General features: G+C 71.3%; 10 protein-coding genes. 4 read left to right on the top strand and 6 right to left on the bottom strand.

The window, feature by feature from the left end; translation table 11 throughout:
• Nucleotides 1–96: 96 nt before the first annotated feature.
• The 4 genes from MTQ01_RS18365 to MTQ01_RS18350 all read right to left on the bottom strand — a co-directional run bounded on the left by MTQ01_RS18365 (nucleotide 97) and on the right by MTQ01_RS18350 (nucleotide 5,132).
• Nucleotides 97–1,701 (bottom strand): glycerol-3-phosphate dehydrogenase/oxidase, encoded by a 1,605-nt coding sequence (locus MTQ01_RS18365; protein WP_247491679.1) that lies wholly within the window; start codon nucleotides 1,699–1,701, stop codon nucleotides 97–99.
• Nucleotides 1,702–1,706: 5 nt separating this feature from the next.
• Nucleotides 1,707–3,245, bottom strand: a complete 1,539-nt coding sequence (glpK, locus tag MTQ01_RS18360; protein WP_247491677.1) for a glycerol kinase GlpK — start codon at nucleotides 3,243–3,245, stop codon at nucleotides 1,707–1,709.
• 67 nt (nucleotides 3,246–3,312) lie between these two features.
• Nucleotides 3,313–4,095, bottom strand: coding sequence for an MIP/aquaporin family protein (locus MTQ01_RS18355; protein WP_211041510.1), 783 nt, complete (start codon nucleotides 4,093–4,095; stop codon nucleotides 3,313–3,315).
• Between the two features lie 272 nt (nucleotides 4,096–4,367).
• Nucleotides 4,368–5,132, bottom strand: coding sequence for an IclR family transcriptional regulator (locus tag MTQ01_RS18350; RefSeq protein ID WP_247491675.1), 765 nt, complete (start codon nucleotides 5,130–5,132; stop codon nucleotides 4,368–4,370).
• A gap of 255 nt (nucleotides 5,133–5,387) precedes the next feature.
• Between MTQ01_RS18350 and metH the strand changes: the two genes are divergently transcribed.
• The 3 genes from metH to MTQ01_RS18335 all read left to right on the top strand — a co-directional run bounded on the left by metH (nucleotide 5,388) and on the right by MTQ01_RS18335 (nucleotide 11,739).
• Entirely contained in the window at nucleotides 5,388–8,894 is a 3,507-nt protein-coding gene (metH, locus tag MTQ01_RS18345) for a methionine synthase (RefSeq protein WP_247491674.1), read from the top strand.
• Nucleotides 8,895–9,080: 186 nt separating this feature from the next.
• Nucleotides 9,081–9,782: an HAD family phosphatase gene (locus tag MTQ01_RS18340; protein WP_247491673.1), complete on the top strand. Its 702-nt coding sequence runs from the start codon at nucleotides 9,081–9,083 to the stop codon at nucleotides 9,780–9,782.
• Between the two features lie 376 nt (nucleotides 9,783–10,158).
• Nucleotides 10,159–11,739: an ABC transporter substrate-binding protein gene (locus tag MTQ01_RS18335; RefSeq protein WP_247491672.1), complete on the top strand. Its 1,581-nt coding sequence runs from the start codon at nucleotides 10,159–10,161 to the stop codon at nucleotides 11,737–11,739.
• Nucleotides 11,740–11,793: 54 nt separating this feature from the next.
• On the opposite strand, the gene MTQ01_RS18330 is transcribed toward MTQ01_RS18335, so the two are convergent.
• Together MTQ01_RS18330 and MTQ01_RS18325 are read right to left on the bottom strand one after the other, a co-directional pair.
• A complete protein-coding gene (locus MTQ01_RS18330) occupies nucleotides 11,794–12,465 on the bottom strand; it encodes a response regulator transcription factor (RefSeq protein ID WP_211040545.1) in 672 nt (223 codons plus the stop codon).
• 141 nt (nucleotides 12,466–12,606) lie between these two features.
• Nucleotides 12,607–13,515 (bottom strand): RecB family exonuclease, encoded by a 909-nt coding sequence (locus MTQ01_RS18325; RefSeq protein WP_247491729.1) that lies wholly within the window; start codon nucleotides 13,513–13,515, stop codon nucleotides 12,607–12,609.
• Nucleotides 13,516–13,742: 227 nt separating this feature from the next.
• Between MTQ01_RS18325 and MTQ01_RS18320 the strand changes: the two genes are divergently transcribed.
• Nucleotides 13,743–14,987, top strand: a complete 1,245-nt coding sequence (locus MTQ01_RS18320) for a site-2 protease family protein (protein ID WP_247491671.1) — start codon at nucleotides 13,743–13,745, stop codon at nucleotides 14,985–14,987.
• The last annotated feature ends 44 nt before the right edge of the window (nucleotides 14,988–15,031 follow it).

Below are 15,031 nucleotides of genomic sequence, written 5' to 3'. Positions count from 1 at the left end.
CGGGCCCGTGCGGGGCAGACGCCTCGATGGAGGCGGTCCGCCGCACGGGCCCGTGCCACGACCGGCGGGGGACCGGTCGCGACTTTCGCCGGAGCCTCAGCGGGCTTCCAGCAGCTCCTCGATACGGGCGCGGACCTCGGGGGTGTCCAGCCCCCGCACCGTCAGCGTGGTGCGCCGACGGGTGATGTCGTCGGCGGTCTGCGCCCACTCGTGGTCGCGGGCGTACACCGCCTGCGCCCAGATCTCCGGACCGTCGGGGTGGATGCGCTCCCCGAGGGCGGGGTCCTCGCTGACCAGCCGGGCGATCTCGAACGCCAGCGAACCGTAGTGGGTCGCGAGGTGACGCGCGGTCAACACGTCGATCCCGCCGTCCGGTTCGCGGTCCACCAGCAGTCGGTGGGCCACCGCGTTGGGGTTGGCGACGCCCGGCAGGGGCAGCCGTCGCGGCAGCGACCGCACCGGCTCCATGTCGTCGACCAGCGGGGCTCCGGGCAGCTTGGCCAGGCGGTTCATGACGGTGCGTCCGATGTGCCGGTACGTCGTCCACTTGCCGCCCGCGACCGAGAGCATGCCGCCCCGGCCCTCGGAGACCACCGTCTCCCGCTTGGCCGACTCCACGCCGCCCGGACCGCCGGGTAGCACCCGCAGACCGGCGAAGGCGTAGGTGATCAGATCGCGGGAGAGGTGCTCGTCCTTCACCGACACCGCGGCCTCGTCCAGGATCTGGTCGACGTCGGCGTCCGTGGCGTCGACGTTCGCGGGATCGCCCTCGTACATCTCGTCGGTGGTGCCGAGCATCAGCTGGTCCTCCCAGGGGAGGGCGAAGGTGATGCGGTACTTGTCGATCGGAGTGGCCATCGCCGCCCGCCACGGCGCCTTGCGGCGCAGTACGACGTGGGCTCCCTTGGAGAGGCGGATGCTCGGGTCGGCGCCTGCGTTCTCCATCCTGCGCAGGTGGTCGACCCAGGGGCCGGTGGCGTTGAGCACCAGCCGGGCGTTGACGCCGAACTCGGCGCCGTCCACCCGGTCCTTGAGCTCGGCGCCGGTGACCCGGCCGCCGGTGAAGCGCAGGCCGGTGACCTCGGCGTGGTTGAGGACGACCGCCCCCGACTGCACCGCGGCCCGCACCGTCATGATCGCGACCCGTGAGTCGTTCATCTGGTGGTCGCCGTAGACGGCCACCGCCTTGAGGTTCTCGGTGCGCAGCCCCGGGTTGTCGGCGGCGGCCTTGGACGGCGAGATGACCCGTCCGACTCCGTCGCCGAACGCGGAGAGCGCCGAGTAGGCGAAGACGCCGGCGCCCAGCTTGGCGGCGCCGTGCGGCCCGCCCTTGTAGACCGGCAGATAGAAGGTGAGCGGGTTGACCAGGTGCGGTGCCACGTCCTTGGCGAGCACTCGCCGCTCGTGGTGGTTCTCCGCCACCAGCTTGACCGAGCCGGTCTGGAGGTAGCGGAGACCGCCGTGGACCAGCTTGGAGGAGGCGGAGGAGGTGGCGCCGGCGAAGTCGCCGGCGTCCACCATCGCCACCCGCAGCCCCGACTGCGCGGCATGCCAGGCGACCGAGGTGCCCAGGATGCCGCCGCCGACGACCAGCAGATCGAAGTGCGCACCGGCGAGCACTTCCCTGGTTTCGGCGCGGTCGGGGCCGGTACCGGCAGTCGGATGCGTCCCCAGGGACGGGACGCGGGGCAGGGTGTTCATTGCGATCAGTTCTCCTCTTCGATCCAGCCCATGGTCCGCTCGACGGCCTTGAGCCAGTTCTTGTACTCGCGGTCGCGCACGGCCGCGTCCATGTGTGGGGTCCATTCGGCCGCCCGGCGCCAGTTGGCGCGCAGCGCGTCGGTGTCCGGCCAGAAGCCGACGGCCAGACCGGCCGCGTAGGCGGCGCCCAGGCAGGTGGTCTCGGCGACCATCGGACGGACCACGGGGGTGTCCAGGACATCCGAGATCTGCTGCATGAGCAGGTTGTTGGAGGTCATGCCGCCGTCGACCTTGAGCGCGGTCAGCTCCACCCCGGAGTCCTTCGTCATCGCGTCGACGATCTCCCGGGTCTGCCAGGCGGTCGCCTCCAGGACGGCGCGGGCCAGGTGGGCCTTGGTCACGTACCGGGTGAGGCCGGTGATCACGCCGCGCGCGTCGGGACGCCAGTACGGGGCGAACAGCCCGGAGAACGCGGGGACGAAGTACGTGCCGCCGTTGTCCTCGACCGTGCTGGCAAGGGTCTCGATCTCGGCGGCGGTGGAGACCAGGCCCATCTGGTCGCGCATCCACTGCACCAGCGACCCGGTCACCGCGATGGAACCCTCCAGCGCGTACACCGGCTTCTGGTTCCCGATCTGGTAACCGACCGTCGTCAGCAGGCCGTTGTAGGAGTTGATCGGCGTGTGACCGGTGTTCATCAGCAGGAAGGTGCCGGTGCCGTAGGTCGACTTGCCCTCGCCCTCGGCGTAGCAGGTCTGGCCGAAGAGCGCGGCCTGCTGGTCACCGAGCGCGGAGGCGACCGGGGTGCCGGCGAGCACGCCGCCGGCCGCGGTCCCGTACACCTCGGCGGAGGAGCGGATCTCCGGAAGCAGCTCGGTGGGCACGCCCATCGAGGAGCAGATCTTGGCGTCCCAGTCCATGGAGCGCAGGTTCATCAGCATGGTGCGGGAGGCGTTGGTGACGTCGGTGACGTGCACGCCGCCCTCGGTGCCGCCGGTGAGGTTCCAGATGACCCAGGAGTCCATGGTGCCGAAGAGGATCTCGCCGCGCTCGGCGCGCTCGCGCAGCCCCTCGACGTTGTCCAGCAGCCAGCGGACCTTGGGGCCGGCGAAGTAGGAGGCGAGCGGGAGCCCGGTCTCCCGGCGGAAGCGGTCCTGGCCGACGTTGCGGCCGAGCTCCCGGCAGATCGCGTCGGTGCGGGTGTCCTGCCACACGATCGCGTTGTGCACCGGCTCGCCGGTGTTCTTGTCCCACAGGACCGTGGTCTCGCGCTGGTTGGTGATGCCGATGGCCTGTACGTCGTCGGCGGAGATGCCCGCCTGGCGCACTGCTCCGTCGACCACTTCCTGCACGTTCGTCCAGATCTCGGCGGCGTTGTGCTCCACCCAGCCCGGCTTCGGGAAGATCTGCTCGTGCTCCTTCTGGTCGACCCCGACAGTGCGGCCGTCCTTGTCGAAGATGATGCAGCGGCTGGAGGTGGTGCCCTGGTCGATCGCCGCGATGTAGGCGCGGGAGGTGTCTGCTGCTGTGGTGTTCTCGGTCATGAGTGCGGCTCCGTGACGTCGATTCGGTGGCTGGCGCGGGCGGCGGCTGAGCGCCCGTCAGCGGTGGTCAGGCGAAGGCGAGCTGGTAGATCCCGCCGGCGATCGCACCGCCGAGCAGTGGGCCGACAACGGGCACCCACGCGTAGCTCCAGTCTGACCCGCCCTTGTTCGGCAGGGGGAGCACCGCGTGCACGATTCGCGGACCGAGGTCGCGTGCCGGGTTGATCGCGTAGCCGGTGGGGCCGCCGAGCGAGAGGCCGATGCCGACCACGACGAGCGCGACCATCAGCACACCGGTGCCGGAGACCGCCAGGCCCTCGGTGAGGTTGAGCGCCAGGATCGCCAGGACCAGGACGGTGGTGGCGATCGTCTCGGTCGCCACGTTCTGCACGGGGTTGCGGATCTCGGGGCCGGTGGAGAAGACGCCGAGCACGGGGCCGGGCGGAGTGGTGCCCGCCGGGGCGTTCTTCTGCGCCTCCTGCTGCGCCTTGACCGTCTCCGGGTCGTTGAGGTGCGCGAGGAAGTGGCCGTAGTACGCGACGTAGACCAGGGTGGCGCCGATGATCGCGCCGATCATCTGGCCGAGGAAGTAGAACGGCACCTTGTCCCAGGCGCCTTCCTTGATCGCGATGCCGACGGTGACCGCCGGGTTCAGGTGCGCACCGGAGAGGGTGGTCGAGATGTAGGCACCGGTGAGCACGCCGATGCCCCAGCCGAAGGTGATGGCCAGCCATCCCGCGTTGAACGCCTTGGAGCGCTTGAGGACGACACCGGCCACCACGCCGCCGCCGAGCAGGATGAGCACGGCGGTGCCGATGACCTCGCCGGTGAGTATGTCTGCGTTGGACACCCGCGACTCCTTTGTCAGGGAGATTCAAGAGACGTGCAGAAGTGGACGAGTGAACCGATCCCGTCTCGCGTTCGACAATGTCGACCGTCGCACGGCAGTTTTCTCCTCGAATGGATTTCCGTCAAGGGGGCGGGTGGGCACTGGTGCGGCTGTCCGGTGCACGGGTGCTGCGGCGGTGCGGCCGGGCGGTACGGCTGGGCGGTGCGGCCGGGCAGCGAGGCCGTGCCCCGTGCGGCGGTGCGGCGGTGCCGAGTCCCGGTGCCCGGGTGCGTTCAGAAGCGGCCGGCGCCCAGATCGCGGGAGACCGAGCGCGCACATCCCCGTACGGCGGCGACGAGCGAGGGGCGGATCGTTCCGTCCTCGCAGACCCGCTCCACCGCGCCGGTGATGCCCACCGCGCCCACCGGCATCCGCCGTCGGTCGAAGATCGGCGCCGCGACCGAGGCCACGCCCTCCCAGGACTCCTCGGTGTCGCAGGCCCAGCCGTGCTTCCTGGTCTGCTCGAAGGTCGCCTCGAGCTCCGGCGCCTCCGTGGTGGTGTGCGGGGTGAACGCCTCCCGCTCGCCGTCCAGCAGTTCGCTGTGGGCGACCGGGTCGTACGCGGCCAGCACCTTGCCCATCGCCGTGCTGTGCAGCGGCTGCATGGCGCCGATCTCCAGCACCTGGCGGCTGTCGTCCGGGCGGAAGACGTGGTGGACGACGAGCACGCCCTGCTGGTGCAGCACCCCGAGATAGACGGCCTCGCCGCTCGACCTGGCCAGATCGTCCGACCACACCAGGGCGCGGGCGCGCAGCTCGTGGACGTCGAGGTAGCTGTTGCCCAGCCTGAGCAGCTCGGCGCCCAGCTGGTACCGGCCCGACGCCTCGTCCTGCTCGACGAAGCCCTCCTGCTGGAGTGTGCGCAGCAGGCCGTGCGCGGTGCCCTTGGCCAGTCCGAGGGTCGAGGCGATGTCGGAGAGCCCGAGTCGGCGCTCGCCGCCGGCCAGGAGTCGCAGTACCGCCGCGGCCCGTTCCAGGGACTGGATGCTGCGGGCCATCGGGCTTCCTCCCTCGCCGTACGGGCCGTTGAGCGGTATCGACCCCAAGGCACGCTCGTCACTTACAGCGGTCGACCATGTCGAACGGTATCGGATCATGTCGTTCAGCGACAGCCGATCCGAGTCTACGGCGGTCCAGGAAGCGAAATGACTGACCGCACACGCGACCGAGACCTATACGCTGGTCCGCGTACCTCCGCCGTGGATGCGGCGGGAGGTAAAGCCGACAGCCGTCGCACTCCAGGGAGCACTCGTATGTCCTCGCCCGCGCAGCCCCTCGACCAGGCACAGCGTGCCGCAGCCCTGCGGGAGGCACTGACCTCCCGCGTCGTCGTCGCCGACGGCGCGATGGGCACGATGCTCCAGGACCAGGACCCCTCGCTGGAGGACTTCCAGAATCTCGAGGGCTGCAACGAGGTCCTGAACGTCACCCGTCCCGACATCGTCCGCTCGGTCCACCGGGAGTACTTCGCCGCCGGCGTGGACTGCGTGGAGACCAACACCTTCGGCGCCAACCACGCGGCGCTCGGCGAGTACGACATCGTGCACCGGATCGAGGAGCTCTCCGAGTCGGGAGCCGCCCTCGCCCGCCAGGTCGCCGACGAGTTCACCGCCGAGGACGGCCGGACCCGCTGGGTGCTCGGCTCGATGGGTCCGGGCACCAAGCTGCCCACGCTCGGCCACGCCGAGTACGCCGTCCTGCGCGACGCCTACCAGCGCAACGCCGAGGGCATGCTCGCCGGCGGCGCCGACGCACTGCTGGTGGAGACCACCCAGGACCTGCTGCAGACCAAGTCCTCGGTGCTGGGCGCCAAGCGCGCGCTGGCCGCCACCGGCCTGGACGTACCGCTGATCGTCTCGGTGACCGTCGAGACGACCGGCACGATGCTGCTCGGCTCGGAGATCGGCGCGGCCCTCACCGCGCTGGAACCGCTGGGCATCGACCTCATCGGGATGAACTGCGCCACCGGCCCGGCCGAGATGAGCGAGCACCTGCGCTACCTCGCCCGCCACTCCAGGACCCCGATCGCCTGTATGCCCAACGCCGGCCTGCCGGTCCTGGGCAAGGACGGGGCGCACTACCCGCTGACCGCGCCGGAGCTCGCGGACGCGCAGGAGGGCTTCGTCCGCGAGTTCGGCCTCTCCCTGGTCGGCGGCTGCTGCGGCACGACCCCCGAGCACATGCGCCAACTCGTCGAGCGCGTACGGGCCATGGCGCCGGCCGAGCGCAACCCCCGGCCCGAACCGGGCGCCGCCTCCCTGTACCAGACCGTGCCGTTCCGCCAGGACACCTCCTACCTGGCCATCGGCGAGCGCACCAACGCCAACGGCAGCAAGAAGTTCCGCGAGGCGATGCTGGAGGCCCGCTGGGACGACTGCGTCGAGATCGCGCGGGGCCAGATCCGCGAGGGCGCGCACATGCTCGACCTGTGTGTGGACTACGTCGGCCGCGACGGCGTCGCCGACATGAAGGAGCTGGCGGGCCGGTTCGCCACCGCCTCCACGCTTCCGCTGGTGCTGGACTCCACCGAGCCCCAGGTCATCGAGGCCGGTCTGGAGAAGCTCGGCGGCCGGGCCGTCATCAACTCCGTCAACTACGAGGACGGCGACGGCCCCGAGTCCCGCTTCGCGCGCATCGCCGGGATGGCGCGCGAGCACGGCGCGGCGCTCATCGCGCTCACCATCGACGAGAAGGGCCAGGCCAGGACGGTCGAGGACAAGGTCGCCATCGCCGAGCGGCTGATCACCGACCTCACCACCAACTGGGGCATCCGTGAGTGCGACATCCTCATCGACTGCCTGACCTTCACGATCTGCACCGGCCAGGAGGAGTCCCGCGGCGACGGCGTCGCCACCATCGAGGCGATCCGCGAGCTCAAGCGCCGCCACCCCGATGTGCAGACCACCCTCGGGCTCTCCAACATCTCCTTCGGCCTCAACCCGGCCGCCCGGATGGTCCTGAACTCCGTCTTCCTCGACGAGTGCGTCAAGGCGGGGCTGGACTCGGCGATCGTGCACGCGAGCAAGATCGTGCCGATCTCCCGGCTGGAGCCGGAGCAGGTCGAGGTCGCGCTCGACCTCGTCCACGACCGCCGCCGCGAGGGCTACGACCCGCTGCAGCGGCTGCTGGAGCTCTTCGAGGGCGTGGACGCCAAGTCGATGCGGGCCGGCAAGCAGGAGGAGCTCGCCTCCCTGCCGCTCGACGAGCGCCTGCAGCGCCGCGTGATCGACGGCGAGCGCAAGGGCCTGGAGGCGGACCTGGACGAGGCGCTGACCGAGCGTCCCGCGCTGGAGATCGTCAACGACACCCTGCTGGCCGGGATGAAGGTCGTCGGCGAGCTGTTCGGCTCGGGCCAGATGCAGCTGCCGTTCGTGCTCCAGTCGGCCGAGGTGATGAAGACCGCGGTCGCGCACCTGGAACCGCACATGGAGAAGACCGACGACGACGGCAAGGGCACCATCGTCCTGGCCACGGTCCGCGGCGATGTGCACGACATCGGCAAGAACCTCGTCGACATCATCCTGTCCAACAACGGCTACAACGTCGTCAACCTCGGTATCAAGCAGCCGGTTTCGGCCATCCTCGACGCCGCCAACGAGCACCGGGCGGATGTGATCGGCATGTCCGGGCTCCTGGTGAAGTCCACGGTGATCATGAAGGAGAACCTGCAGGAGCTGAACACCCGGGGCATGGCCGCCGACTTCCCCGTCATTCTCGGCGGCGCCGCGCTCACCAGGGCGTACGTGGAGCAGGACCTGCACGAGATCTACCAGGGCGAGGTCCGCTACGCCCGGGACGCCTTCGAGGGCCTGCGGCTGATGGACGCACTGCTCGCCGTCAAGCGGGGAGTCCCCGGTGCGGAGCTCCCGCCGCTCAAGCAGCGCCGGGTGCCCAAGCGCGACCTGGCGGTCGCCGAGGAGGAGCCGGTGGACAACACCCGCTCCGACACCGCGCTCGACAACCCCGTCCCCGAGCCGCCGTTCTGGGGCAGCAGGGTCATCAAGGGCATCCAGCTCAAGGAGTACTCGTCCTGGCTGGACGAGGGCGCGCTGTTCAAGGGCCAGTGGGGACTCAAGCAGAGCCGCAGCGGAGACGGCCCCAGCTACGAGGAGCTGGTCGAGACCGACGGCCGGCCGCGGCTGCGCGGCTGGCTGGACCAGCTGCACACCGAGAACCTGCTGGAGGCGGCGGTCGTCCACGGCTACTACCCCTGCCACGCCGAGGGCAACGACCTGGTGCTCTTCGGCGACGACGACAAGGAGCTGACCCGCTTCACCTTCCCACGGCAGCGGCGCGGCCGCCGGCTGTGCCTGGCGGACTTCTTCCGTCCCGCCGAGACGGGCGAGCGGGACGTGGTCGGGCTCCAGGTCGTCACGGTCGGTTCGCGGATCGGCGAGGCCACGGCCGAGCTGTTCGCCAGCGACTCCTACCGCGACTACCTCGAACTGCACGGGCTCTCCGTACAGCTGGCCGAGGCGCTGGCCGAGTACTGGCACGCCCGGGTGCGCTCCGAGCTGGGCTACGCCGGTGACGACCCCGCCGAGATCGAGGACATGTTCGCGCTGAAGTACCGCGGCGCGCGCTTCTCGCTGGGCTACGGCGCCTGCCCCAACCTGGAGGACCGGGCCAAGATCGCCGAGCTGCTCCAGCCCGAACGGATCGGGGTCAAGCTCTCCGAGGAGTTCCAGCTGCACCCGGAGCAGTCAACCGACGCCATCGTGCTGCACCACCCGGAGGCGAAGTACTTCAACGCCCGCTGACCGTCCCGAGCCCCGCCGACCTGCGGCGGGGTGAGCGGGGGAGCGCGTACACCCCGCCGGGACCCGCCGTGCGCGGACCGGGTGACCGCGGACGGGCGGGCGTACACTGTCCGACCCGACAGGGGCCGCTCGACGCCTGGGCCACCAGGCCCTCGACCGGCCCCTGAAGCCCTGGAGGTGCCGCGGATGACCAGCTCCACTCCCGCTCTCGCCACCCGTACCGCCGAAGGCTCGGCGTTGCAGGCCGTACTGCTCGACCTCGACGGGACGCTGGTGGACACCGAGGGCTTCTGGTGGGAGGTGGAGTGCGAGGTCTTCGCCGAGTTGGGCCACGTCCTGACCGAGCCGCACCGCCAGGTCGTGGTCGGCGGGCCGATGAGCCGCAGCGCGGCGTATCTGATCGAGGTGACCGGGGCGGACATCTCCGTGCCGGAGCTCTCGGAGGAGCTGAAGGCCCGCTTCACCGCGCGAGTCGAAGGCGGCGTGCCGCTGATGCCCGGGGTGCGGCGGCTGCTCACCGAGCTCGCCGCGCACCGGGTGCCCGCGGCGGTGGTGTCCGCCTCGCACCGGGTGAACATCGACTGCATGCTGCGCTCGCTCGGGCCGGAGAACTTCGCCCTCTCGGTCGCCGGTGACGAGGTCGGCCACACCAAGCCGCACCCCGAGCCGTATCTGACCGCGGCCCGCAGGCTGGGCGCCGATCCGGCGCGCTGCGCGGTGATCGAGGACACCGCCACCGGTGTCGCCTCGGCCGAGGCGGCGGGCTGCCGGGTGGTCGCCGTACCGTCCGTCGCGCCCATCGAGAGGACGCCCGAGCGGCTGGTCGTCGATTCGATCGAGGAGATCGACCTGGGCTTTCTGCGGTCGATGATCGCCGTGGTGAGCTGAGGCCGGGGCGGCGGCACAGCACGCCCGACGCCACGGAGCGGGAGCCCCGCCACGACGTTCCTCCGGCGGACCCGGGCCTCCGGGATCGCCCGCGCCCCGGCGCCCCGAGCCCACCCGGCCGATGATGCTCCCCGCCACCTGCCCGCGGCCGGCCGGTGTCACCCGACGATTCGTGATCCGGTCGGGCGCACCGTGTGACGCGGTCGCACCGGCCGCCCCCTGGTAAACGGGTGTAGAGGCCAACTAGGCTTCGTCCGACCGGCGCAGAGGACGCGCGGAGTGCCGGACGCCGGTGCGGGAGCGCAGCGTCCCCGAGCGTCGTACGGGCACCCGTCCGGGTGGGTGGCCGCGCGAGGGACAGGGTGGGAGCGTGCGCGTGAGAAAGCGGTACGGGCTGATCGCGCCGCTGACGGCCGTGGCGCTGGCGGCGGGGCTGCTCGGCGGTTGCGGCGTCACCGGCGGATCCGGCGACGACGACAGCATCGTGCTGGGGATGACCGACACGGTCCAGTCCGTCGATCCCGCCTCCGGCTACGACCCGGGCTCCTGGCTGGTGTTCAACAACGTCTTCCAGTCCCTGCTCAGCTTCCCCAAGGGCGGCGGCGGCCCACAGCCCGAGGCCGCCGAGCGGTGCGGCTTCCGGGACAGCAACAGCCGGGTCTTCTCCTGCACACTCCGCGAGGGACTGCGCTTCAGCAACGGCAACGAGCTGACCTCGAAGGACGTCAAGCACTCCTTCGACCGGACGCTGGCCATCGACGATCCGGACGGCCCCGCGGTGATGCTGCAATCGCTGCGCAAGGTCTCGACGCCCGACGAACTCACCGCCGTCTTCCACCTGAAGAAGCCGGACGCGACCTTTCCGCAGAAGATCGCCTCCGGCGCCGGGTCCCTCGTCGACCACCGCGTCTACCCCGCCGATCGGCTCCGCGAGGACGGGGATCCCGTCGGCTCCGGCGTCTACACATTGGAGAGCCACGACCGGCAGGAGGCGGTCTTCCGGACCAATCCCGACTACCGGGGCCCTGCCGAGACCGACAACTCCGGCGTGCGGATGCGGTTCTTCGAGGACCAGTCCAAACTGCGCGGCGCGCTGGTCGCCAAGGAGATCGACCTCGCCTACCGCGGGCTGGCCACCAAGGACCTCGCCGCGTTCGACGACGCGGGCAGAAGCGAGTTCGACGACTTCAAGGTCGTTCGCGGCACCAGCGCCGAGGTGCACCACCTCGTCTTCAACCTGGACCACGAGCAGACCTCGCAGCGGGCCGTGCGAGAGGCTGTCGCCCACCTCCTGGACCGCCCGGCGCTCACCCGCGACGTCTACCGGCGCACCACCGAGCCGCTCTACTCCGTCGTCCCGGCAGGCGTCACCGGCCACAACACCGCCTTCTTCGACCGCTACGGCGAGCGCCCGCAGCGCGGCCGGGCCGCCGCCGCGCTGAGGTCGGCCGGCATCGAGGGGAAGGCAGAGCTCACGCTCTGGTCCACCCCGGTGCGCTACGGACCCGACACCACAAGGGAGTTGAGGGCTGTCGCCGGGCAGCTCAACGCCAGCGGACTCTTCGACGCGGACGTGCGGGTGGCGGAGCTCGACCGGTACGAGAAGGGCATCGCGGCGGGCGAGTACGGCGTGTACGTCAAGGGCTGGGTCCCCGACTATCCGGACGCGGACAACTTCACCGACCCCTTCTTCGGCGAGGGGAACGTGCTGGACAACCGCTACGACGCCGGCCGCATCACCGCCGAACTCCTGCCGCGCACCGCCCGGGAGAGCCGCCGCGCCGACACGGTGGAGGACTTCGGCGCGATACAGGACCAGGTCGCGCGGGACCTGCCGATCCTGCCCGTGTGGCAGGGCCGCCAGTACGCCGTGGCGCAGAAGGACGTCACCGGCGTCGAATGGACCCTCGACGCCTCGACGGTCTTCCGCTTCTGGGAGATCGGCAGAACCGGCTGAGTCCGGGCGTGCGGCGAGGTGTCGCCCGCCGCGGCGGGCGCAGCGGGCGAGGGGCTACTGCGCTCCGGGACGCACCAGCCCGCTCTCGTACGCGTACACCGCCGCCTGCACCCGGTCGCGCAGCCCCAACTTCGTGAGCACATGCCCGACATGGGTCTTCACGGTGGTCTCGCTGACGAACAGGTCGGCGGCGATCTCCGCGTTCGACAGACCCTTGGCGACCAGCTTGAGGACCTCCACCTCGCGCTCGGTCAGAGTGTGCAGCGTCTGCGGTACGGGCTCCTCGCCGGCCGGCAGCCGTTCCGCGTAGAGGTCCAGCAGCCGCCGGGTGATCGAGGGCGCCAACATCGCCTCGCCGCCGGCCACCACACGGATCGCCTGGACCAGCTCCTGGGCGGGCGCGTCCTTGAGGAGGAAGCCGCTGGCACCCGCGCGCAGCGCCTCGACCACGTACTCGTCCAGATCGAAGGTGGTCAGCACCAGGACCTTGGCCACCCCGTCCTTCTCCGGGCCGGAGATCTGCCGGGTCGCCTCCACGCCGTCCATCCGCGGCATCCGGATGTCCATCAGCACCACGTCGGGCTGGAGCGCGCGCACCTGGTCCAGGGCCTGCTGGCCGTCCCCGGCCTCACCCACGACGGCGATGTCCTGCTCCGCCTCCAGGATCATGCGGAACCCGGTGCGCAGTAGCGGCTGGTCGTCCACCAGCAGGACTCGAATTGCCATGGCCACAGGAACTCCCCTTCACGGGCCGGTCTGTCGGTCCGGGCCATTCTCACTCAGGTGCGCGGCGAAGCACCGGCTGACCCCGCGCCCGAGCGGGCGTTCCCACCGCGAGCCGGGCCCGGCACCGCCGCCCGCGCGGCTCTACGCGTCCGCCGCCGGCCCGGGCGCCCCGCTCGCGCCGCCGCTCCCGGGCGCCGCCGGCGTACTGCCGTGGCACTCGACCTCCAGCGGCAGCTTCGGCTGGAGCGTCAGGGGATACGGCGGGGGAGTGCCGCCGAACTCGGGGCAGTGCGCCTGGTAGTCGCACCAGTCGCAGAGCCTGCTGCGCCGGGGCCGCCACTCGCCCGTCTCGGTCGCCTGCTGGATCGCGCTCCACAGCGCCAGCAGCTTGCGCTCCACCGAGAGCAGGTCCGACTCGTCCGGGTCGTACGTCAGCACATCGCCGCTGCCGAGGTAGACCAGCTGCAGCCTGGTCGGGACGCGGTCGCGCAGCCGCCACAGGACGAGCGCGTAGAACTTCATCTGGAACAGCGCCTCGCCGGAGTACTCGGGCCGGGGCGCCTTGCCCGTCTTGTAGTCGACGATGCGCACCTGGCCGTCGGGGGCGACGTCCACCCGGTCGATGATGCCGCGCAGCCGCAGGCCGGACTCCAGCCGCGTCTCCACGAACAGCTCCCGCTCGGCCGGCTCCAGACGGGTGGGGTCCTCCAGCGTGAACCACTTCTCCACCAGGGACTCCGCCTCGGTCAGCCAGCGGGCGAGCTCCGCTCCGTCCGCGGTGTCCCCGGCGAACAGCTCGGCCAGCTCGGGTCGTTTGGCGAGCAGCCGCTCCCACTCGCCGGCCACCATGCCCCGCGCCCTCGGCACACTGCGCTGCGCGGCCGGGGACTCGAAGAGCCGCTCCAGCACCGCGTGCACCACCGTGCCCCTGGCCGCCGCCGCGCTCGGCCGCTCCGGCAGCCGGTCGATCACCCGGAACCGGTAGAGCAGCGGACAGCGCATGAAGTCCGCCGCACGCGAGGGCGAGAGCGAGGACGGCCCTCCGGGCATGGGCGGCTCCGGCACGGGGGAGCCTTCCTGCTGCCGCGGCAGCACCTGCCCGGTCGTCTCCTCGGCCGCCACGGCCCGCGGCTCAGCGCTGTTTCCCATGGACAACGACCCTACGACGCCGCACTGACAGCCGGAGACTTACCATCGACGTCAGCACCGGCAACCCGCGGTGTCCCGGCGGGACATGCGCACGAGCGGGTGCGGGCGGACCGCGACGAGAGGACCCCGTGGGAGACACGGACAACAGCGCCGAGCCGGAGAAATCGAACCGGCAGCCCGGGGCACCGGGCGGGGGCGGGAAGCCGCCGGGGCGCAAGCCGGGCGGAGGCATCCTGATGGGCCGCCCGTTCGGGGTGCCCGTGTACGTCGCGCCGAGCTGGTTCCTCGTCGCCGCGCTGATCACCTGGGTGTTCGGCGGTCAGCTCGACCGCATCCTGCCCGACCTCGGCGCCGTGCGTTACCTGATCGCGCTCTTCTTCGCCGTCGCCTTCTACGCCTCGGTGCTCGTCCACGAACTCGCCCACACCGTCGCGGCCCTGCGCTTCCAACTGCCGGTGCGCCGTATCCAACTCCAGTTCTTCGGCGGCGTGTCCGAGATCGAGAAGGAGTCCGAGACGCCGGGACGGGAGTTCGTGCTGGCCTTCGTCGGGCCGCTGCTCTCGCTCCTCCTCGGAGCGGTCTTCTATCTCGCGATGTTCGCCGTCGAACCGCGCACCGTCCCAGGAGTCCTGCTCGCCGGACTGATGATCTCCAACCTCATCGTCGCCGCGTTCAACCTGCTGCCCGGCCTGCCGCTGGACGGCGGCCGGATGCTGCGGGCGGTGGTGTGGAAGCTCAGCGGCAACCCGATGACCGGGACGGTCGCCGCGGCGTGGACCGGCCGCGGGCTCGCCGTCGCCGTCCTCATCGGCCTGCCCCTCGCCACCCACGCCAGCGGGCTATCCCGCGGAGAGTCGGTGGGCAACCTCAACTCGCTGACGGACGCGCTGCTCGCGGCGATCCTGGCCGCCATCATCTGGACCGGCGCCGGGAACAGCCTGCGCTCCGCGCGGCTGCGCGCCCGGCTCCCCGAGCTGCGGGCGCGCACGCTCACCCGCCGGGCCGTGCCGGTCACCGCGGACACCCCGCTCTCCGAGGCGCTGCGCCGGGCCAACGAGTCCGGCGCCCGCGCGCTGGTGGTCGTCGACGCCCACGGCGCGCCCACCGCGGTGGTGCGCGAGTCGGGCATCGTGGAGGTCCCCGAGCACCGCCGCCCCTGGGTCGCGGTCGGCACCCTGAGCCAGGACCTGGGCGACGATCTGCGGATCTCCGCCGAGCTCGCGGGCGAGGAACTCATCGAGCGACTGCGGGAGTTCCCCGCCACCGAGTACCTGGTGGTCGAGGAGACCGGTGAGATCTACGGCGTGCTCGCCACGCACGACGTGGAACGCGCGTTCGTGGACGCCATGTCCAAGCCCGACACGGCCCGTTGACGCACCGCACTCACCGCACGCACCGCACGTCCCCGGCCTCGGCC

The sequence above is a fragment of the Streptomyces sp. XM4193 genome (genome assembly GCF_023072595.1).
Lineage (GTDB): Bacteria > Actinomycetota > Actinomycetes > Streptomycetales > Streptomycetaceae > Streptomyces.
Note: the sequence above shows the minus strand (reverse complement) of the source record. Positions and strands in the feature narration are given on the sequence as shown.

Excerpts from the sequence above, each read along its gene's own strand:
- MTQ01_RS18365 (WP_247491679.1), bottom strand. The coding sequence starts at position 1,701 with ATGAACACCCTGCCCCGCGTCCCGTCCCTGGGGACGCATCCGACTGCC.
- glpK (WP_247491677.1), bottom strand. The coding sequence starts at position 3,245 with ATGACCGAGAACACCACAGCAGCAGACACCTCCCGCGCCTACATCGCG.
- MTQ01_RS18350 (WP_247491675.1), bottom strand. The coding sequence starts at position 5,132 with ATGGCCCGCAGCATCCAGTCCCTGGAACGGGCCGCGGCGGTACTGCGA.
- metH (WP_247491674.1), top strand. The coding sequence starts at position 5,388 with ATGTCCTCGCCCGCGCAGCCCCTCGACCAGGCACAGCGTGCCGCAGCC.
- MTQ01_RS18340 (WP_247491673.1), top strand. The coding sequence starts at position 9,081 with ATGACCAGCTCCACTCCCGCTCTCGCCACCCGTACCGCCGAAGGCTCG.
- MTQ01_RS18330 (WP_211040545.1), bottom strand. The coding sequence starts at position 12,465 with ATGGCAATTCGAGTCCTGCTGGTGGACGACCAGCCGCTACTGCGCACC.
- MTQ01_RS18325 (WP_247491729.1), bottom strand. The coding sequence starts at position 13,515 with ATGCCCGGAGGGCCGTCCTCGCTCTCGCCCTCGCGTGCGGCGGACTTC.